Genomic DNA, 20,062 nt, shown 5'->3' with positions numbered 1-20,062 from the left:
GGCACCCATCGTGTGTAGATTTCCCGGCGAGCATACCACGCCTCCTGCATCCTCGCCGCAACTAACTTGCCTTGCCTTTGCCCTTGCTATCACTGTTGCTCTGATTCCATGCCCTAAGCACGACCACTGTTCGCGCACCAGCTTCCCATCACCGCGAACCTAAGCACCGCGGGCGAGAAGTCCCTGTACCCAAGCAAAGCGCTAAGCACCGCGGGTGCCCCATATACGCTTGCCTCTTTTGGCAAGCGCATGTGGGTTCTATTGAAGAAGGCGCGAAGCGCCCTCCAAAGGTTCTTCTCTTGTCTTTGCCGTTTTTGCCTTTGCTGTTGCTGTTGCGTTTGTTGTTGATCTTGTTTCGGGTGCTCCCCCAAACTCGCGTTGCGAGTTTAGAGTAGTCACTTTCCCTGCCTTACCACACCTTGCAAGCCTTCGCTCTCACCATCGGCTGACCCGCCTTACACCCAAACGCCTTCTGAAACTCCGGCAGATCGCTGACAATCCCATTGATCCGATACTTTCCTGGAGAGTGCGGGTCCGTGATCGCATTCGCTCTCAACTCCTCCGGCCTTGCATTCTCGCAAGCCCACTGCGCAAAGCCGACAAAGAACCTCTGCTCCGGCGTGAACCCATCCACCGCCTCCAGCTTCATATCCTTCGTCGCTTCTCGCCACGCAATGTACGCCAGCAGAGTGCCCCCCAGATCTGCCACATCTTCGCCGCTCGTCAGCTTGCTGTTGATCTTGATGTCGTCCACCACCACGTAATCCGCATACTGATCGCGCACGCAGTTGATCTTCTCCTCGAACTTTTTGGCGTCTTCTGGAGTCCACCAGTCCTTCAGATTTCCTGCCGCGTCAAACTGCCTTCCTTCATCGTCGAACCCATGCGTCAGCTCATGCCCAATCGTCGATCCCGTATTGCCATAGTTCGGCGCGTCATCCATCTTCGGATCGTACAGCGGCGGTTGCAGCACTCCCGCTGGAAAGTTGATGTCATTCATCTGCGGGTTGTAGTAGGCGTTCACCGTCGGAGGACTCATGCCCCACTCCATCTTGTCCACAGGCTTCCCAATCTTGTTCAGATCGCGATGCGCCTCAAACGACGCCGCGCGCATGTGATTTCCAAACAGGTCTCCCGGCCTGACCTCTACCGAACTATAGTCCCGCCACTTTTCCGGATACCCAACCTTGTTCCTGATTCCGTTCAGCTTCACCAGCGCCTGTTTCTTTGTCTCCGGAGTCATCCAGTCAAGCCCGTTGATCTCCTCGGCCATGGCCTTTTCGATCAGCTCCGTCATGCGCACCGTGTCCTGCTTCGTCTTTTCGCTGAACGTCCTGCGCACGAACTCCTGTCCCAGCGCCTCTCCCAGCAGATGATCCACATCCGCGACGCACCGCTTCCATCTCGGCCTCTGCTCTGCCACTCCGCGCAGATACTTCCGGTTAAACGCGAAATCCTCATCCACAAACGCCTTCGACAAATACGGCGCCGCCCCATCGATCACGTGCCACCGCAAGTACACCTTCCAATTCTCCAGCGGCTCGCTCGCCAACTGCGCATTCAGCTCTTTGAAAAACTCCGGCTCCGTCACGTTGACGGTCTTCACTCCATCCAGCCCACTCTTCGTCAGGTAGGTCTTCCAGTCAAACTCCGGCGACATCTTCTCCACCTCTGCCGGGCTCATCTTGTGAAACAGCTTGTACGGATCTCTCTTGTCCACCCGCGTCAGAGTAGCCTTCGCCAGAGCCGTTTCCATGCGCATGATCGTCGCAGCATCGGATTTCGCCTGTGCCTCGCCTTCCCCGGCCAGCGCCAGCATCTTCGCCACGTGTTCAACGTACTTCTGCCGTTGCTCGACTGATTTCGCATCGGTCTTCAGATAGTAGTCACGATCCGGCAGCCCCAGCCCTCCGCCCACGGCAAAGGCGATTACCTGCGTCGCATCCGCATAGTCCTGGTTCGAGCCAAATCCGAACATCAGCCCTGCGTGAGCCCCATTCAGATGCTGATCCGCCAGCCACGGCGCAATCTCCCGCTTCGACTTCATCGTCGCAATCTGCTTCAGCATCGGTTCGATGGGCTTCGCCCCCAGCTTCTCCACCGTCGTCTCATCCATGCACGCGCCGAAATAATCTCCAATCTTCTGCTGCACAGGAGTCCGCGTCACATTCGCCTTCGAGAGGTCGTCCAGAATGCCCCATAGATATTGCAGATTGTCGTTCGCCAGCTTCGAATAAACATCCCAGCGCGCCTGGTCCGGAGGAATCGGATTCTTCTTCATCCATCCGCCGCAACTGTACTGATAGAAGTCCACGCACGGGGCCGACGTCTTATCCATCGACGGCACATCCAGACTCGGTGTATAAGGCAGTGCCTTCAGCGGACGCTCCGCCGGTTTCGCCGCTGCAGTCGCGGGCGTATTCTGAGCCGTTGCCGCCAGCGATCCAGCCGCCAGCAGTGCGATCGTCAACCATCCACTAGTCTTCATGATTAGGTTCAATCCGTTTCCCCCTACTTCAGGCACTCGCAGTTTACACGCCCTCAGAGCCTGCTCTACAGTCATCCCCTTAAAACCTACTCTGAAGTTGTCATTTCATATTCCTGTTTGCTCGATAACTTCGACTTCTGCACAACACGCCTGCGCAAAGCTCTACAGAGCTGACTATAATGAAAATGATTTCGCATCACTGCCTCAAGCCACAAGCCAACAAGCCTCGCCTGGGCGTGATGCGACTTCAGCGCCCGCTCTCATGAGAAAAGGATGCCAATCACTAATTTGCTAGCTTTCGCACTCGGCGGAGAGGTGTTGGACATGGTTTCCAGCACCGGCCTCGTCGCCAAAATCGTACTGCTGATCCTTCTCGCCTTCAGTCTTCTGTCCTGGACGATCATTCTCTCCAAGTACGGTCTCTTCCGCCGCGCCTCGGTGCAGAGCGGACGTTTCGTTCGCACCTTCCGTAAGGCTTCGCGCCTGCAGGAGCTCGCCGCCGTCTCGGATCAGTTCAAGCCCTCGCCTCTCGTGGCCGTCTTTGAAGGCGCCGTCGAAGAGTTGAAGCGCTGCGGTGCCAACCCGCGCACGGTCTCCGTGCAGCGCGCCACCCAGATCGCCGCTTCTGAAGAACTCACGCGCCTCGAGAGCCGTCTGAACTGGCTCGCCACCACCGGCTCCATCGCTCCCTTCGTCGGACTCTTCGGAACCGTCTGGGGCATCATCGACGCCTTTCACGGACTCGGCACCGCAGGCGCTGCCACCCTCCGCGCCGTTGCCCCTGGCATCTCCGAAGCACTCATCACCACCGCCGCCGGACTTTTTGCTGCCGTGCCCGCCGTGGTGGCTTACAACGTCTTCCTGCAGAACATTCGTGAATTCGCCGCGCGCATGGATGACTTCAGCCTCGAGTTGCTCAACATTATCGACCGCAACGGCGACGCGCGTTAGGAGACATCGGTGGCGTTTACAAACAACAAGGGACGCACCCAGAGTTCACTGTCGGACATCAACATCACTCCATTCGTAGATGTCGTCCTCGTGCTGCTCGTGATGTTCATGGTCACCGCGCCCATCCTTCAGTCCGGAATCGAAGTCGAGGTGCCGAAGACCAAAACAGTCAAGGAGATCACCGAAGAGCGCCTGGTCATTACCATTGATAAGGATCAGCGCGTCTTTTTGGGCAACGATCCCATCAACATCAACGAAATCTCCGACAGGTTGCACGACAAGATCCGCGATCCGCAAGGCCAGAGCGTGTTCATCCGCTCCGATGAGAATGTGCCTTTTGGCGCCTTTGCCACCGTCATGGACGCCGTGAAGCAGACCGGCATCACCAACGTGAGCATCGTGACGCAACCGCTCAATACGAAGACCAATGCCTCTCGACGCTGACATCTACGGCCGCAAGGAATCACTTTTCTCGTCGCTGGCCGTCTCTGCTGCCCTTCACGCGGCGCTGCTCGCGTGCGCCCTGTTGCTGCCCGGTGTCTTCTCCCACTCTGGCGATGCCTGGGGAAACAACGGCAATGGCGGCGAGCCCGGCGGAGCCATGAGCGCGCATCTCGTCAGCGGCATTCCCTTGCCTCCCAATCCGCAGGCCAAGCCCGAAAACGTTCTTGCCAACGACAGCAAAGGACTCTCGCAATCGCAACCCGCTCCGGTTTCCAAGCCTGACGACAAAGCCATCGCCATCCCCGATCGCGACGCGAAGCAGAAGTCCGCGAAAGAGAAGCCCGTCGCCAACACCTCCCCGCGCCCCAACCCGCGCGAGGTTGCGAAGCAACCCACGATCGCCGCGCCCAGCCGCGAGAAGCCGCGCGAGATGGCGAAGGTCGATAACACAATTCCCTTCGGAGGCGGCGGCCCAGTTGCCGGCCCCTTCACCACGTTCCAGAGCGGTGGCACCAGCGGCGGCATGAAGTTCGGCGAAGGCGGCAGCGGAACCTTCGGCTCGCGCTTTGGTTGGTACACCGAGGTCGTAGCAAGAAAGGTTCATCAGGCCTGGCAGAGTGAAGTAAATCCGAGTGTCACCTCGGCCAAGCGTGTTTATATACTTTTTGACATCTCGCGGAATGGGAGGCCATCCAACGTACGCATCGAGCAGTCCTCCGGCATCCCGGCGCTCGACATGTCCGCCGTTCGTACCCTGCAGCGCATCGACACCTTTGGCGACCTGCCCCGTGAGTACAACGGTAGCTACGTTTCCGTGGAGTTCTGGTTCGATTACCGGCGCTGACCCTTACGCGTCGACGCACTTTCGGAGAGTTGAATGAAGGAATCGTTTCCCAAATCTTCTGTTATGAGGTGTCATCCTGAGCGCAGCGAAGGATCCCAGCAAGGCTCAAATATGCTCGGCTGTTCCAAGCCTTTCTACCGCCATTCGATTTTTGCTTTCGTAGCACTCCTCCTCACCCTGACTTCTCCCCTTCTCGCGCAGGACTGGATTCGCACCGGCACCGGCGTTGGTGGCGAAAAAATTCGCATCTCGGTCCCCGATTTCAAAATCGCTACTGGCGACCCGCAATCCACGCCGCTCGACAAGACGTTTAATTCCGTCCTGTTCAACGACCTTGCCCAGGCTGGCATCTTCGACATGGTTTCCAAGAGCTTCTACCCGCTCGCAGCCGTCGGAGTTCCGGCCGATGCGCGCCTTGATGTCTGGGCCGCGCCTCCGGTCAACACCGCCATGCTCGCTTTCGGAAACCTCGGCGTCAACGGCGGAAGCCTTCAAGTGCAGGGCTGGCTCTTCGACGTCAAGAACTCGCAGAACCCGCAGGTCTTTGCCAAGCAGTATCGCGAAGCTGCCAGCGAAGACAATGCTCGCCTGATCGCTCACCGCTTCGCCGATGAGATCATCTTCCGCCTCGGAGGCGGCATCAACGGCATCGCCGAAACCCGGCTCTACTTCATCAGCAATCGCGGCGGCAGCAAGGAAGTCTGGGGCATGGACTATGACGGTGCGGGACAGCACCAGCTCATCCATCAGGGCTCCATCGCTCTCTCCCCGCGCGTATCGCCCGACAACTCGCGCATCGCGTTTTCATCCTTTGCGCGCGGCGGTCCCAACATCGCCATGTATTCGCTCGAACTCGGACGCCTCGTCAACTTCCCCAGTTTCGGCGGCACCAATCTCTCACCCGCGTGGAGTTCCGATGGAACGCGCATCGCGTTCTCATCCTCGCGCACTGGCGATCCTGAAATTTACGTTTGCGATCAGAATGGCAATAACCTCAAGCGTCTGACGGCGTATCATGGACCTGACGTATCGCCCGTATGGAATCCGAAGACCAACGCGCAAATCGCGTGGGTGAGCGGGCGCAGCGGTCTGCCGCAGATCTATATCATGGACGCAGACGGAACCAACGTGCAGCGCATCACCGACCAGGGCTATGCAGTCTCGCCCTCCTGGTCTCCCAATGGACAGTTCCTTGCTTTCGCATGGATTCGCCACTATGGTCCCGGTGCGCCCGGCGCCTCCGACATTTACATCATGGACGTAGCCAGCCACCAGTGGGTGCAGTTGACCCATGATGGCGGACGCAACGATTTCCCGTCGTGGTCTCCCGATGGACGGCACATCGTCTATCAATCGACGCGCAGCGGTACGGAACAGATATGGTCCATGCTGGCCGATGGTAGCCAGCAAACACAATTGACTTTCACCGGTTCCAACTCGCAACCTAATTGGAGTTGGAAATAGAAATCGGAACGGCTTTCTAATGAGCAGTTGCTGAGACGTGTCCGTAACTCATAACGGCCGGCGAACTTTCTAAGTCGGCCCAACGCGAGATTTCTCGCCTGGAGGATGAATTGAAACATAGCAAGATGAAGTGGTTTCTATTAACACTTGCGCTGGCAATGATCGTTATCGTTGGCGGATGTAAGAAAAAACAGGTTCCCCCGACTCCGCCTCCAACTCCTCCTCCGGCGGCACCCACCGCGACCCTGAGCGTCAGCCCTGAGAGCGTTCAGCGCGGCGGTTCTGCAACCCTTACCTGGTCCACGCAAAACGCCACGACCGTCAGCATCGACGGAATCGGCACCGTAAACGCCAGCGGTTCGCAGCAGGTTTCCCCGACGACCTCCACCACCTATCGCCTCACCGCGCAGGGTGCGGGTGGATCGACCGACGCGACCGCGCGCCTCACCGTTGTTGAGCCGCCTCCGCCGCCTCCTGCTGCCAAAGCTCCCGAGCCGGCCGATGATGCTCTGTTCGCGCAGAACGTGAAGGACATCTACTTCGACTACGATCGCTATGACCTTCGCGCCGAAGATCAGGCCGTCGTCGATGCCGATGCCGCCTTCCTCAAGTCGCATCCGTCCATCAAGTTCACCATCGAGGGACACTGCGACGAACGCGGTTCCACCGACTACAACCTGGCTCTTGGCGACAATCGCGCCAACGCCGCCCGCAATGCCCTGATCAAGGCTGGCGTTTCGGCCGACCAGATCAAGGTCATCAGCTTCGGCAAGGAAAAGCCCTTCTGCAGCGAAAGCACCGAAGCGTGCTGGCAGCAGAACCGCCGCGACCACTTCGTCTACGGACAGAAGTAGTCTTCGGCTTGCACTCACTTGGCGGGACGCCACACGCGTCCCGCCATTCTTAATCCCGAGTAATCTTGGGGAGCCCCAAATTCGGTGCCCCCCAACTCGGTCGCCCACATCCGCCCTCTTCTGGCGAATGTGGGAATAGCAAACTTTTCGCATCACACACGAACGGATTTCGCTGGCTGGCAAGACAAAGTAAGTCGCTTGTATTAAACTCGACTAGTTGTTATCACCTCTGTTTCTCTTGTCTTCATCAGAACAGAGTCGGGCGCCAGACGCCCGGAGACGAATCATGAATCTGAGAAAAGCAGCAACTCTCACGCTTCTGGCCATCACCATTGCGGCTCCCGCCACTCCGGCCTTTGCCGTGTCCAAGGAAATCATCCAGCTACAAACCCAGGTGCAGGACCTCGCCGACCGCATGGCTCACATGCAGCAGTCATTCGACGAGCGCATGGGCGTCATGCGCAGCCTCATCGAGCAGAGCACAGACAACGTGAACAAGCTCACCGAGTCCGTCCAGGGATTGCAGAGAACGCTACAGCAGCAGAGCTCCGATTCGCAGGGCCGCATCGAGCAGGTCTCCGGACAGATCCAGACCCTCAATGATTCCCTCGATGAGCTAAAAGCTCGCCTTGCCAAAACCAGCAAGCAGCTCGACGATCTCCAGAACCAGCAGCAGAATCTGCAGCCCGGACAGCCTGCCTCCGGTTCCGCACCCGCAGGCGCGCCCACCGGCGCAGCCGCCGCGCCTCCTGCCGACGTTCTCTACAACAACGCGCTCCGCGACTACAACTCCGGACGCTACGACCTGGCGCTCTCGCAATTCCAGGACTACATCAAGTACTACCCCAATACCGATCTCGCCGGTAATGCCCAGTACTATGTCGCCGACGTCGAGTACCGCGCCGGAAACTTCGAAGCCGCTGCCGCCGACTACGACAAAGTGCTCGAGCAGTTCCCGGGAGGCAACAAGGCTGCCGCCGCCCAGCTCAAGAAGGGCTACGCTCTTCTCGAACTCGGACGCAAGGACGCCGGCGTCCGCGAACTGAATGCGCTCATCCAGCGTTACCCCCGCACCATCGAAGCGACTCAGGCGCGTGAGCGCCTCAAGAAACTGGGCGCGACCAACTCGCGCCCAGCATCCACCAAGAGGACTCGCTGACCCTCGATTTCCCCTCCAAAACCTGCTAATCCGGCCTCCATTGACCGCGCATGCACTCCCTCACAACTTCCATTAACTCTCCCGCCAATGCTCGCCCCTCACTGCAATCCTATATACTCGCCCGTTACTTCCCTCCGAACTCCTGTTCACTTTCCTGAGACCTGTTGAACTAAGCCCTAGTACCTGCAACTCCGCGCATTTCAGCATCATCCTAGCCTTTGTGGTTCAGCCATCCTGCTTATGAAAATGTCCAGCTCTCAAGAAAATTCGTTCATGCAAGCGCTCTCTACCCTTACGCTCGCGCCCTCCCGCGCGCACGAAGTCTATCCACACCTATGCGAGCTTACTGACGAAGAGTTCAACGAGTTCACATCTCTCGCCGACTCCAACCACGTTGTTCTACGCGCCTTGCTGCCGCTCAAAGAAACTGCCGAACACCACGGCGACACCGCTCTCGCCACGCGCTGCCGCACTCGCATCGAGCACGAACAGCGCCGCATCAGCAACGCAATTCAACACCTGTTCGTCATCACTGGCGCGCTCGAATCCGCAAATTGTCCCACTACGGTAATGAAATCGCTCGACCACTGGCCCGACCTCGGCAATGATCTCGACCTCTACACCACCGCGTCAGCAGGTCAGGTCTGCGATGTCATGACCTCGCGATTCCACGCGCACATCGAAGCGCGCAGTTGGGGCGACCGCCTCGCCAATAAATGGAACTTCGCCATCCCCGGCCTGCCCGAGGCCGTAGAGGTGCATGTTCAGCGGCTCGGACAGACAGGTGAGCATCTTGCGATGGCGCAGCGTTTCGTATCGCGTCGCGTTACAAAATCAGTTTCAGGTTTCGACTTTCGAGTGCCCGCACCAGAAGAGCGCATCGTCGTTGCCACGCTGCAACGCATGTATCGCCACTTCTACTTTCGCGTTTGCGACATCGTGAACATCGCTGCGCTCGTCGAGTCCGGAGCCGTGGATTTTGTTGAGCTGCATCGCTCCGCTTCCATGGGCGGCATCTGGAAAGGTGTGTGCTCGCTGCTCCGCATCGTCAGCGACTATGTCCAGCAATATCGCGGCACGCCTGTCGTTCTGCCATCGGAAGTTCTCGCCGACGCAGTCTTCGGAGGCGAGAAGGTGTACGTTCGTTCGCGCTTCATCCGCGTACCCATTGTTCCGCAGGGCGCGCAGCTCTACACCGCACAAGTCACAACCGCTGCGATGCGCGGCGATGTCGCGGGAACATTGCGGCTTTCGCTGTTGCCTTATCTCGCATCGGCCGCGGCAATCAGCTACAAACTAACGGGCAGCGACAAAGGTATCTGGTAGTGATTAGAGGATGGGGATGATCTCCGGGCGGAGCTCTCCATCCACGACTTCTATCTTCCCCACCGTGACTGGCAGCGAAAATCGTCGAGGTCCGGCACTGCCTGGATTGAAGAACAACACGCCATCGCGCCACTCGATCAGCGGCTTGTGCGAGTGTCCATAGATCACCGCCGCAAAACCCGCGGCCTGCGGCTTCACATCAAGATCAGCGATGCGATGCAAGATGTAGAAGCTTCTTCCAGCACATTCTGCCAATTCGCTCACTGGCAATTGTTTTGCCCACGACTCCACGTCCACATTTCCACGTACCGCAAAGACCGGGGCGATGCGACGGAGTTCGCGCAAGATCTCCGGCTTGCCTACATCTCCTGCGTGAAGGATCAACTCGCTTCCGCGCAATGCATCTTGAGCTTCGGGCCTGAGCAGGCCATGAGTATCGCTGATTACTCCAATTGCCATTCGGCTATTTTATTCCGTGGACAATTTTTCAAGCAGTCTTTGAACCAGAGTCGAATTCGCCGCGAATATCGCATCGCTGCCTTCAGCGCAGCATCAGAACACTTTGTATGTATGACGCGATTCTGCTTGTCTCTTTTGGCGGCCCAGAGAAGACCGAGGACGTGATCCCCTTCCTCGAAAACGTATTGCGCGGCAAGCCTGTGCCTCGCGAGCGCCTTCTCGAAGTAGCCGAGCACTACTATCACTTCGGCGGCAAGAGTCCTATCAATCAGCAGAACCGCGACCTCCTCGCTGCACTCCGCGCTGAGTTGGACGCGCACGGCATCTCGCTTCCAATTTATTGGGGAAATCGTAACTGGCACCCCATGCTCGCCGACACGCTTGCAGAGATGAAGCGCGACGGCATCCGCCACGCACTTGGATTCTTCACATCGGCCTATAGTTCCTATTCCGGTTGCCGTCAGTATCGAGAAAATATCGCCGCGGCACAACAATCAGTCGGAGAAGGTGCACCAAGAGTCGATAAGATCCGCGCTTTCTACAATCATCCCGGTTACATCGAAGCAGTCGCGTCCAATGCGCGTGAAGCATTCGCCAGAGTGCCCGCCGAGCGCCGCGCCAATGCTCGTCTGCTGTTCACTGCTCACAGCATCCCAATGACAATGGCATCTACGTCGCGCTATGTCGAGCAGCTCGAGGAAGCTTCCCGGCTGGTGGCCGAAGCCGTTGGCCATCGCGATTACCGTCTCGTATATCAGAGTCGAAGCGGATCACCTTCGCAGCCTTGGCTCGCTCCTGACATTCTCGAGGCCATCGACGAAGAGCATTCACGCGGAGCTAAGGATCTTGTGCTCGTGCCCATCGGCTTCGTCTCCGATCACATGGAGATCATTTTTGATCTCGACACTCAGGCTCGTGAGCGCTGCGAAGAACTCGGCGTCACATATCAGCGCGCACACACTGCGGGCACGCATCCACGATTTGTAAGCATGATCCGTGAGCTGATCGAAGAGAGGATGAATCCAGACGCGCAACGCCCTGCCCTTGGCCTTTTCGGGCCGAGTCACGATTTCTGCGCCCTGGATTGTTGCCCAGCGCCGGTGTTATCGCCAAGCCTCACCGGCGCACATCGCGCATAAAGGCTCAGTGCATAATTTCTATGTCAGCCCCGTTGCCATCATCGGCAACCGTGAAGCTTGCGACATGTCGACTGCGGTCAACGCTCGCCAACGGCGCGGTTGCATTTCCGGTCACATGAGCGGACGTTGCCTGCCAACCATACACCTCGACACGCAGTTGACTCCACCATGGCTTGTAGCTTCCCTCGTGCGCTCCGATATGCAGCTTTACTGAATCAGCAGCTACTTCGCACGTGAACTGCATGCGCAGGAATTCACCGCGCTTGTAAGCCATGGTCTTGCCGTCATCCTGGTAGATCGAACCGGTGCAATCGCGCCCAGGATACACTCGCAGCGTGAGCGGTCCATTCGGCTTCTCTTCTGTGCTTTGCGTCAGCGGTTGCATGGGAATGATTGCGCCCTCTCGCACATACACCGGAAGCACATCGAGCCTCGGACGTATATTGATGGATGTCAATCCAGCAGTCGGACTCACCGGAGCGTTGGGCTCCGAAGAAATGGATTGTCCGCGCGCTACCGCATAACGCTCACCTGTCCAATAGTCATACCAATCCACAGGAGGCAGTTGCACAGCGTAGTCATCCGGCCGCTCGGGATATGGAGATGGAGCCACGAGCAGGTTGCGCCCAAAGAGAAATTCACTGCCCGCATCGATATCAAGCGGATGCGCGTCAGCCGTGGCCCTTGGGAACTCCACAAATAGCGGACGCACAATAGGGACTCCCGTGCGCGACATCTCTTCCGCCGCCGTGTACAAATACGGCATCAACCGATAGCGCTCTTCGATGTAGGCGCGGCGGATGTTTTCATGTTGCGGACCATGCACCCAAGGCTCTTTGTCAGCGGTTCCCTTCTCTGCGTGATACCGATCGATCGGCTGAAAGGCAGCGAGTTCCGTCCACTTCGTCAGCAGGTCCGGCGAGGGTGATCCGATGAATCCTCCCACATCAGCGCCGCTCATTCCAAAACCACTCAGTCCGAGATTCAACAGCATGGGAGTGGTCATCCGAAGGTGATTCCAAGTACTGCTGTTGTCGCCCGTCCACGTTGTTGCGTATCGATGTCCTCCGGCAAAGGTTGCGCGGGTCAACACGAACGGACGCACATCGGGCTCGAGTTTTTGCAGGCCCTCGAACGTCGCACGGGAATTCTCCATGCCGTACACGTTGTGAATCTCGCGATGCCCAGCAACTCTTGTCTCGAATCCTGGCTCCTCGATGCGATGGCGCACTGAGTCCGGCATGGTGCCGCCGGGTCCATCGAACACGGAGGGCTCGTTCATGTCGTTCCAGAAGCCTGCAACACCGTCCGCCACAAATTCCCGGTAGAGCGATCCCCACCACTCGCGCGTAGCTTTATGCGTGAAATCGGGGAACACGGAGGCTCCCGGCCACACCTTGCCGACGTAGTTTGAGCCATCGGGATTCTTCAAAAAGTGATCGCCCCCGATTCCTGAATCGTAGGGCGCGTAGTTTGTGCGGTTCGCTATGTGCAGGTCCGTAATTGCGACGACACGGAAGTTCTGCTTCCTCAGATCCTCTATAAGTTGGGGAAAGTTTGCAAACTTCGCGGTGTCCACGGTGAAGGGCCTGTTCTCCTGCTGGAACCCGATATCAAGGTAGAGCGCATCGGTGGGAATGCGATCCGCACGCAACTTTGCAGCTACTTCACGCAGGCGGCTTTCCGGCTCATATGTGTATCGTGATTGCTGAAACCCCAATGACCATAGCGGCGGCAACGGAGTTGTTCCGGTCAGCCATGCATAGGACTTCAGCACCTGTTTCGCATCGCTTCCGTAGAGCAGGTAATAGTCAAGCGGCCCGTCTTCGGCCCCGAAGGAGTATGTCCCGGGCATCTGTCGTCCGAAGTCGAAGTTACTGCGCCATGTGTTGTCGAGCAGTACTCCGAGGGCGCGGCCCTGGCGCACGGCGATGAAGAAAGGAATGCTTTTATAGATGGGATCCGTGGACTCCTGAAACTTATAAGAGTCGGTGTTCCAAAGCGTGAAGCTTTGCCCGCGACGATCGAGTGGGCCGGTCTTGTCACCCAATCCAAAATAGTGCTCATCATCCGGCATGCGCTTGTAGATGCGGAACGCGTTTTGCCTGAACTCTGGAGAGAACCCCTCGGCATCCTCTTGCAATATATTGCCCTCGAGATCACAGACCCGCATGCGCATGGTTGCGCGATCGACTTCGACCCGAAGCGACTGAGTCCGAAAACTTACCGTGCGCTCATTCGCCTCCGAAACGACGCTCACCGACTGCTTGGAAGCCTCCGGCAACACGGCCCAGGATGCATCTTCGGGAAACTTTCCCTTGGGCGCAATGCGAATTCGCAGAACATCATCGCGCAGAGCAACGATCCGGATAACGGCATCTCCGCTGCGCAGGTCGAGGCCAGAATTGGTGGGCGTGCTCGACGAGAGTGCGCCTAGAAGGGTGATTGAGGGCATAATCGTCGGTGTCGGTGTGGATGCAGCAGAACTGGCGGCCCAGGCTAACGCGCTGAACGCGATCAGAGTTGTCAGCAGGGCCGCAGTTTTGTTCCGGATCATGAGCCGCCTTATGAATTGGTATGAAGAACAGGAATGCTTAGCGTCGCAGCACTCGAACACACTTATATCGGGGCACTTGCGCTGCTGAAAAGCTCCTTACGGCAAATGAAAACGATAAGTGACACGCATCGGAATCGACTCGTCTCCAAGCGCTAATGTTTTTGCAGCAATGCCGCCCTGCAAGACGACTGCGGTGCGCGCCGCACTCAGACTTCTTTACATGAAAAGACCACGAATTATCGGTCTGATTTCAGCGGCTTGCAGCCTCACGAGTAAGAGCGCGTGAAGACCCATCCAGAAACTCAGTCGTGACATTCTGCAAGTCCTTGGATACAATTCCGCTTGCCTTTTCAACTGACTGGAGACTCGAAGCATGCCGTCCGGAGCGGATGTTGCAAACTGGATGCCTCAGACCGAAGAGGAGAAAGCTCTCGTCCTCGATCAGTTGAACCGGATGGTTCAGGACTCCCATTTCAACCACAGCAAGCGCTATCCGAGTTTTCTGAAGTACGTAGTTTCAGAGGCACTCGCCGGAAACGCGCAATACATAAAAGAGCGCACGCTTGGCGTGGAAGTCTTCGGGCGCGATCCCAATTACGATACAACCGACGATCCAATCGTCCGCGTTACGGCTGCCGAAATCCGCAAGCGAATCGCCCAGTATTATCAAGATCCAGGGCACGAAAACGAATTACGTCTGTTACTGCCATCTGGCTCCTACGCGCCAACATTCATTCCCAACACGCCGTCGGACGAAGTTGCGAAGCCTGTACAAGAAGCCGCGCCATCACGCGAAGACTCGCCTGCGCCCTTACCTGCAATTGCCATTAGCAGCAGCAGACGCATCTCGCCTCTCGCATTCGCCGTCGGAACTGTCGTGTTCCTCATCCTTTGCGGTTTGAGCGGATGGCAACTGCTACATCGCTCGACGCTGGATGAGTTCTGGAGGCCGTTCGTTCACTCCGGCGATCCAGTGCTGTTTTGCATTGCCGACCAGGTGCACTACTCCAACATCACATTGCGCGACGCGGCAAACCCAGCGCGCCAGACCACGCTCGACGATCAGATGGTCACACTGATATTCGATGACGTGAGTCCGCTGGTGAACATCGCCGGGATACTCCAGTCGCACGGACGGTCATACCGCGTAAAGGCCGAGTCGGCGACAACGTTTACAGATCTCCGCCAAGGGCCCACGGTTTTCATCGGTGCTTATGACAACAGTTGGACGCTGCGCCTGACGGCGCCTTTGCGCTATCACTTCGGCAACAACGCCGACATGACTCAGTTCTGGATCGAAGACCGACAGAATCCGGGAAATCGGGCATGGGTTCTGGACCGCACGCAGCAGTTGAAGGGAACCTACAAGGATTACGCGATTGTGGCGCGTTACTGGGATTCCAATACCGACCGCCCCGTCGTGATTGCCGCCGGAATCGCCCGTGGCGGAACCGTGAGCGCCGGCGAGTTCCTGACCAACTCCGACCAAATGGACGAAATCGCGCGCAAAGCTCCGCGTAACTGGAGCAGTCGAGGACTTGAAGTGGTAATCGAGACGCAGGTGATCGATGGACGGTCTGGTCCGCCTCGGGTCGTTGCCCTGTATTTCTGGTAATTAGCTCGCAGAAAGAATTGGAGCGGGAGACCGGGATCGAACCGGCGACATCCAGCTTGGGAAGCTGGCGTTCTACCGCTGAACTACTCCCGCTCACGTACGAGCAGGATTAGATTACACCTAGAGCGAAGTTTCCGGCAATCGCTTCGCCCAGAGCGCAGTGCCAGGCGCACCGGACGACCATGTGCATAGGTGTGAAGCGGCGATTTTCTCGTGTGAGCTTCTTACTTTCAGAGTAGCTGTCACTGCGGTAGAATCCTCCTGACCTGTATTCAGCAGCAGTCACATAGGCCCGGAGGCACCATGTTTCCACTCAGCGCAATTGTGGTCGTTATCATTGCGTTCTATCTCTTCAGCTCCATCAAGATTTTGAGCGAATATGAACGCGGTGTGATCTTCCGGCTCGGGCGCTTGCTCGAAGACCCGAAGGGGCCTGGACTGATCTTTGTGTTTGCTCCGCTCGATCGCCTGGTGCGCGTCGATCTTCGCCAGGTCGCTTTTGACGTGCCGCCGCAAGATGTCATCACCCGCGACAACGTTACTCTTAAGGTGAATGCGGTTGTCTTCCTTCGCGTCATCGATCCGCGTCGCGCCGTGGTTGAAGTCACTAACTATCAGTACCAGACTCAGCAGTTTGCGCTTACCACCCTTCGCAGCGTCCTCGGCGAGGTGGAACTCGATGAACTACTCGCCCATCGCGATAAGATCAACCTCCGCCTGCAATCCATCCTCGACCAGCACACCGCGCCGTGGGGCGTGAAAGTGGTGAACGTGGAAGTGAAGCAGGTGGATCTCGCCGAGAGCATGATGCGCGCGATGGCAAAGCAGGCCGAAGCCGAGCGCGAAAAACGTTCGAAGATCATCCACGCCGAGGGCGAATACTCTGCCGCGCAGCGCCTGGTAGATGCAGCGCACCTGTTGCAGACCGAACCCGCATCCATCCAGCTTCGCTATCTGCAAACGCTCACTGAGATCGGTGTAGAAAAGAATACGACTGTGATTTTCCCTGTGCCCATTGACCTGCTCTCTGGCATTCAGAAGCTCACTGGCACCATGCCTAAACCCGCAGCTCCGGCTGGATCGAACACTGGGGCCGAGGTCTAACGTGGCTAACACTTACACGCGCGAGCAGAAACCAATGGCGGACATCGAAGAAACAGATACAGAAATTACGCTTGGCGTGGGTAAGTTGCTGGGCCTGTTCTTCGCGTTGGTTGTGTTGTGCGGCATCTCGCTCGGGGTTGGCTACTCGTTGGGAAGGAACTCGGCCAAGCAGGCTATGGCTGCTGTACCCGACAACACGGCGTCCACAGCACCTGCCAGTCCCGCATCGTCGGCACCGAAACCCGGCGCCTCGCAGATTGCGGCTCCAAAAGCTCCCGACTGCTCGACGCCAAACGAAAACTGCCCCAACCAGCAGACAACGGCTTCCACTCCAAACACGAGCGACCTGACGTTCTATCAGTCCGTGCAGCAGAAGGAGACGCATCCTCAACTGACTCCTGCTGAACCTGCGGCTCCGGCAGCCAAGCCCGCCGAGGCTCCGCGCAGCACGCTGGGGACCGGTTACATGGTGCAGATTGCGGCCGTGCGCAACCAGGACGACGCCAAGCTACTGAGCGATGCACTACAAAAACAGCATTTTCCCGTCGTCGTTGCGCAACCGGGAGACAAGCTCTTCCACGTGCAGGTTGGCCCCTACGCAGACATCAAGGAAGCCGAGGCGATCCGAGCCAAACTCATCAGCGCGGGCTACAACGCCTTCGTAAAACGCTAAATCGATGATTGTCGATATGGAATCAGGATTACAAAAGTAATTGCGAGGAAGTGTTTGCCGCTTGTTGTTGTTCAAATGCTCTATCATGATTGAGTAACCATGAAGGCTGCCACAGATAAGCTGAGCCTCGCTCTAAGAGCCGTCGCCGATCCAACGCGGCGAAAGATTCTGCGACTTTTGCATCCAGGCGCCGCACGCAAAGCCGGCACTCCGGAGGGCTGGACTGCTTCCGACATAGAGCAGCGCATAAAACTTGCGCAGCCGACCATCTCGCATCACATGAAGATTCTGAAGGGCGCGGGACTGATCGAATCCACGAAGGAAGGCACCTGGGTTCGCTATCGTCGCGTCGAAGTCGCGATCCGCTCAATCCGCAAGGGCCTTCTTGACGAAATCTAATCGGATCAATTCAATAGCAGAAAAATGGCGGCCCGAGAGGCCGCCAATCTATTTGCAAGTGCTGGAAAGTTAGTGCGAAACCGCCTGGAACAGGTCGCTCTTGAGCAGTGCCTGGAATTTGCTGTCATCAGCGCGGAACTTGACCAGCAAGCGTCCGCTGTCTGAATCCACTTCCATGCTGTCCATCGCGCTCTTCTCGATCGCCGTTCCCGCGGCCTTCTTATAAAGCATGCCGGCCTTCATCAGAGCCGAGAGCGTGCCCGCGGTGAAGGAATCCGACGTCTGCACATTCAGGCCGAAATCAATTCCGTGCTGCAAATCAAGACTGTAGCGCGAAGCCAGCAACCGCTTCTTGATTGCCTCGAAATCAGCCAGCGCCGACGCTTCACCAAGGGCGGAGCGCATCATGTTCTGCGTGCCCTGCTGATCCAGAACGCTCCAGACCGGGCCGGACTCGGCATCGACAATCAACTGCATCATCTCGGGGGTGGATGCCACGCCGCGAGCATCACCGTTGCGGACGTCCAATCCATCCTTCACCGCGCTGGGCTCACCAAACAGCATCGTGTTGTCGTCCAGGAAAGTCATCACGAACCCGCCGCCAGCAGACCACAGATCGGAATCCTTATACTTGTCGCTTTTCTGCTTCTTCAGGCGGAACCGCGCCAGGACGCGCTTGGGCTCAAACTGCCCGGAAGCAACGCCGAAATTGCGCAGTCCACCACGTCCGGGACGATACGCAACAAACGTCAACTGCTCTACATCCACGTCAGGATTTACACCCATGCCGCGTAGCGAAGTCTCAAATGCCTTGAGATTGTCGGGCAATACGCGGTTCTTCAGCGCCATTCCGCTTGGGGAGTTGCGCAGCATGCGGTAATCGACGGAGATCACCTGCTGAATCTGCGCGGGAAGAACCGTCCGCGTATTGGTCCCCAGCGGAGCCGCAAAAGCGCTTGCGCTCAAAGCGCAAGCTAGAAGTAGTGCAAGTAAAGAACGTTTCATACTAAAGATTGTACCCCCGTAAAGCTGAACCCTACACTTAGTCGAAAGTCGCAGTTTGGCCTAAGGTTTGTCACCGTTTCCGCCACGAAGCTCGGCGATTCTTGTGCGAGTCTTCTTGATGAAATCGGTCTCCGTGCCGGGCTCAAACGAATCGAGATTGATTTCGACGTTGGCCAGCGCACCATCCAGCGCCGCATTGGCCAACGATGACGCGACCGTCAGGTCGCTCGCCATCTTGGGATTGGTCTTCGAGCGCAGTGCATCCACCAGGGCAATGATCTCGGCTGCACACTCGGCTGCACGCAACGGAACGCTCGAAGCACCACGTAGAGCAGTTGCGACGGCCTCGGCTGCCGCACCGGACTTCTCCGTTATGGCGCTCTTCTGGGCTTTGTAGGCCAGCACCACTGCTTCGTAAGAAGCTGCATCCGCGTCGATTGTTGCCTTCAGCTCTTCTCGCAAAGTCTCAAGTCGGGCGAGCGCCGCCGTGAGTTCCGAATCAAATTGCGTGTAGGCCTTCTTCCCGCGCGACATTCCCGCGACCATCGCGGCAAGTGCGGCAGCCATGGCTCCAGCGGCGGCAGAAGCACTGCCTCCTCCGGGAACCGCCGTGGGAGCGGCCAATTGTTCGATAAACGGCTCGACTCCGGCGCGCAACCCGCCCGCCGCCATTTTTCCGCTCATCACGGATGCCAAACGATTCTCGAGAATCATCGATGAGTTGAAGTTTTCGACCTGCAGAAACCACTCGGCGGCATCTTCGAGCGCACGCTTGGGAACCAGTCCCACGATTTCGCTCGATTGAACGGCCACGCCATAACGCGCCGCTTCCCGCTTTACGAACTCGAAAACTCGCGCCATTGGAGTGAGGTCTGTGTCGGTCAGGTTCATAGAAACCTGTGCCTGCCCGCGCACCTCGACACCCATTCCCTTCACCGCGCGGAATCCGCCACTCGAAAAGCGAACGGCCTTCGCGATCTTCTTCGCGATGTCCACATCCTTCGTCTGAAGATAGACGTTGTAGGCGACGAGAAACTTGCGTGCGCCAATGACAACAGCTCCCGCCGTCTGATGGCAGCACGGATCGCCAACGTCAGGGCGTCGCGACTCCACATGCGTAATCTCTTCGCGAATAACCTCGAACTGACCTCGGCGGATGTTTTCTAGATTTGTACGCTCGGGGCGTGTAGCCGCAGCCTCGTAGAAGTAAACCGGAATCCTGTAGCGCTCCCAAACCTGCTGCCCCAGTTCGCGAGCCATTTGCACGCAGTCATCAAGGGTCGCGCCCTCAATGGGAATAAACGGCACAACGTCGGTCGCACCTAGTCGCGGATGCGCGCCGCGCTGAACATTCAGATCGATCAACTCCGTGGCTTTACCAATACCGGCCAGCACGGCGGCCATCAATGGCTCGCGATCACCTACCAGCGTCACTACCGAGCGGTTGTGATCGGCGTCCATCTCGTAGTCGAGCAGGTACACGCCATCGCGCTTCATCGCGTTCACAATGGCGTCCACGCGCGACTTGTCGCGGCCGTCGGAAAAATTCGGTACACATTCAATCAGCGCTGCCATGATTGC

The 20,062-nt window shown here is 57.6% G+C and carries 17 protein-coding genes and 1 tRNA gene; 12 read left to right on the top strand and 6 right to left on the bottom strand.

Translation table 11 applies throughout. From position 1 onward, the window contains the following. Positions 1-409 precede the first annotated feature (409 nt). Positions 410-2,488 (bottom strand): M13 family metallopeptidase, encoded by a 2,079-nt coding sequence (locus tag AC6IY8_RS04345; RefSeq protein WP_497777472.1) that lies wholly within the window; start codon positions 2,486-2,488, stop codon positions 410-412. A gap of 273 nt (positions 2,489-2,761) precedes the next feature. On the opposite strand from AC6IY8_RS04345, the gene AC6IY8_RS04340 reads away from it, so the two are divergent. The 7 genes from AC6IY8_RS04340 to AC6IY8_RS04310 all read left to right on the top strand — a co-directional run bounded on the left by AC6IY8_RS04340 (position 2,762) and on the right by AC6IY8_RS04310 (position 9,530). Next, on the top strand, positions 2,762-3,439 hold the full coding sequence (locus AC6IY8_RS04340) for a MotA/TolQ/ExbB proton channel family protein (RefSeq protein ID WP_497777471.1): 678 nt from the start codon (positions 2,762-2,764) through the stop codon (positions 3,437-3,439). Positions 3,440-3,448: 9 nt separating this feature from the next. Next, positions 3,449-3,883, top strand: coding sequence for an ExbD/TolR family protein (locus tag AC6IY8_RS04335; RefSeq protein ID WP_497777470.1), 435 nt, complete (start codon positions 3,449-3,451; stop codon positions 3,881-3,883). Beyond that, a complete protein-coding gene (locus AC6IY8_RS04330; RefSeq protein ID WP_497777469.1) occupies positions 3,867-4,727 on the top strand; it encodes a TonB family protein in 861 nt (286 codons plus the stop codon). Before AC6IY8_RS04335 ends, AC6IY8_RS04330 begins: the two co-directional genes overlap by 17 nt. A gap of 111 nt (positions 4,728-4,838) precedes the next feature. Continuing rightward, on the top strand, positions 4,839-6,191 hold the full coding sequence (tolB, locus tag AC6IY8_RS04325) for a Tol-Pal system beta propeller repeat protein TolB (RefSeq protein WP_497777468.1): 1,353 nt from the start codon (positions 4,839-4,841) through the stop codon (positions 6,189-6,191). Positions 6,192-6,301: 110 nt separating this feature from the next. After that, positions 6,302-7,045 (top strand): peptidoglycan-associated lipoprotein Pal, encoded by a 744-nt coding sequence (pal, locus tag AC6IY8_RS04320; protein ID WP_497777467.1) that lies wholly within the window; start codon positions 6,302-6,304, stop codon positions 7,043-7,045. A 286-nt stretch (positions 7,046-7,331) separates the two neighbouring features. Then, positions 7,332-8,204, top strand: a complete 873-nt coding sequence (locus tag AC6IY8_RS04315) for a tetratricopeptide repeat protein (RefSeq protein WP_497777466.1) — start codon at positions 7,332-7,334, stop codon at positions 8,202-8,204. Positions 8,205-8,477: 273 nt separating this feature from the next. Then, entirely contained in the window at positions 8,478-9,530 is a 1,053-nt protein-coding gene (locus tag AC6IY8_RS04310) for a hypothetical protein (protein WP_497777465.1), read from the top strand. A 3-nt stretch (positions 9,531-9,533) separates the two neighbouring features. Here AC6IY8_RS04310 and AC6IY8_RS04305 read toward each other — a convergent pair whose 3' ends face one another. Further along, a complete protein-coding gene (locus AC6IY8_RS04305; RefSeq protein WP_497777464.1) occupies positions 9,534-9,989 on the bottom strand; it encodes a metallophosphoesterase family protein in 456 nt (151 codons plus the stop codon). 107 nt (positions 9,990-10,096) lie between these two features. On the opposite strand from AC6IY8_RS04305, the gene AC6IY8_RS04300 reads away from it, so the two are divergent. Then, on the top strand, positions 10,097-11,128 hold the full coding sequence (locus tag AC6IY8_RS04300; RefSeq protein ID WP_497777463.1) for a ferrochelatase: 1,032 nt from the start codon (positions 10,097-10,099) through the stop codon (positions 11,126-11,128). Between the two features lie 4 nt (positions 11,129-11,132). Here the strand turns inward: AC6IY8_RS04300 and AC6IY8_RS04295 are convergent, their stop codons facing one another. Then, on the bottom strand, positions 11,133-13,685 hold the full coding sequence (locus tag AC6IY8_RS04295; RefSeq protein WP_497777462.1) for a glycoside hydrolase family 31 protein: 2,553 nt from the start codon (positions 13,683-13,685) through the stop codon (positions 11,133-11,135). A 373-nt stretch (positions 13,686-14,058) separates the two neighbouring features. Here AC6IY8_RS04295 and AC6IY8_RS04290 point away from each other — a divergent pair, with 373 nt between their 5' ends. Beyond that, positions 14,059-15,300, top strand: coding sequence for a hypothetical protein (locus AC6IY8_RS04290; RefSeq protein WP_497777461.1), 1,242 nt, complete (start codon positions 14,059-14,061; stop codon positions 15,298-15,300). 18 nt (positions 15,301-15,318) lie between these two features. Here the strand turns inward: AC6IY8_RS04290 and AC6IY8_RS04285 are convergent. After that, positions 15,319-15,393 (bottom strand) — tRNA-Gly (locus AC6IY8_RS04285). A gap of 210 nt (positions 15,394-15,603) precedes the next feature. On the opposite strand from AC6IY8_RS04285, the gene AC6IY8_RS04280 reads away from it, so the two are divergent. The 3 genes from AC6IY8_RS04280 to AC6IY8_RS04270 all read left to right on the top strand — a co-directional run bounded on the left by AC6IY8_RS04280 (position 15,604) and on the right by AC6IY8_RS04270 (position 17,476). Beyond that, positions 15,604-16,404 carry a slipin family protein gene (locus AC6IY8_RS04280; RefSeq protein ID WP_497777460.1) on the top strand — a complete coding sequence of 267 codons (801 nt, stop codon included), beginning with the start codon at positions 15,604-15,606 and terminating at the stop codon, positions 16,402-16,404. Position 16,405: 1 nt separating this feature from the next. After that, positions 16,406-17,077, top strand: a complete 672-nt coding sequence (locus AC6IY8_RS04275) for an SPOR domain-containing protein (protein ID WP_497777459.1) — start codon at positions 16,406-16,408, stop codon at positions 17,075-17,077. A 99-nt stretch (positions 17,078-17,176) separates the two neighbouring features. After that, the gene (locus AC6IY8_RS04270) at positions 17,177-17,476 is read left to right on the top strand and encodes an ArsR/SmtB family transcription factor (RefSeq protein WP_497777458.1); all 300 of its coding nucleotides are present in this window, start codon (positions 17,177-17,179) and stop codon (positions 17,474-17,476) included. 69 nt (positions 17,477-17,545) lie between these two features. On the opposite strand, the gene AC6IY8_RS04265 is transcribed toward AC6IY8_RS04270, so the two are convergent. Further along, on the bottom strand, positions 17,546-18,442 hold the full coding sequence (locus AC6IY8_RS04265) for a hypothetical protein (protein ID WP_497777457.1): 897 nt from the start codon (positions 18,440-18,442) through the stop codon (positions 17,546-17,548). A 99-nt stretch (positions 18,443-18,541) separates the two neighbouring features. Next, on the bottom strand, positions 18,542-20,056 hold the full coding sequence (gene ftcD, locus AC6IY8_RS04260) for a glutamate formimidoyltransferase (protein WP_497777456.1): 1,515 nt from the start codon (positions 20,054-20,056) through the stop codon (positions 18,542-18,544). Positions 20,057-20,062: the final 6 nt, after the last annotated feature.

The organism is Koromonas soli (genome assembly GCF_059726265.1).
This window is presented reverse-complemented; position numbering and strand designations above follow the sequence as displayed.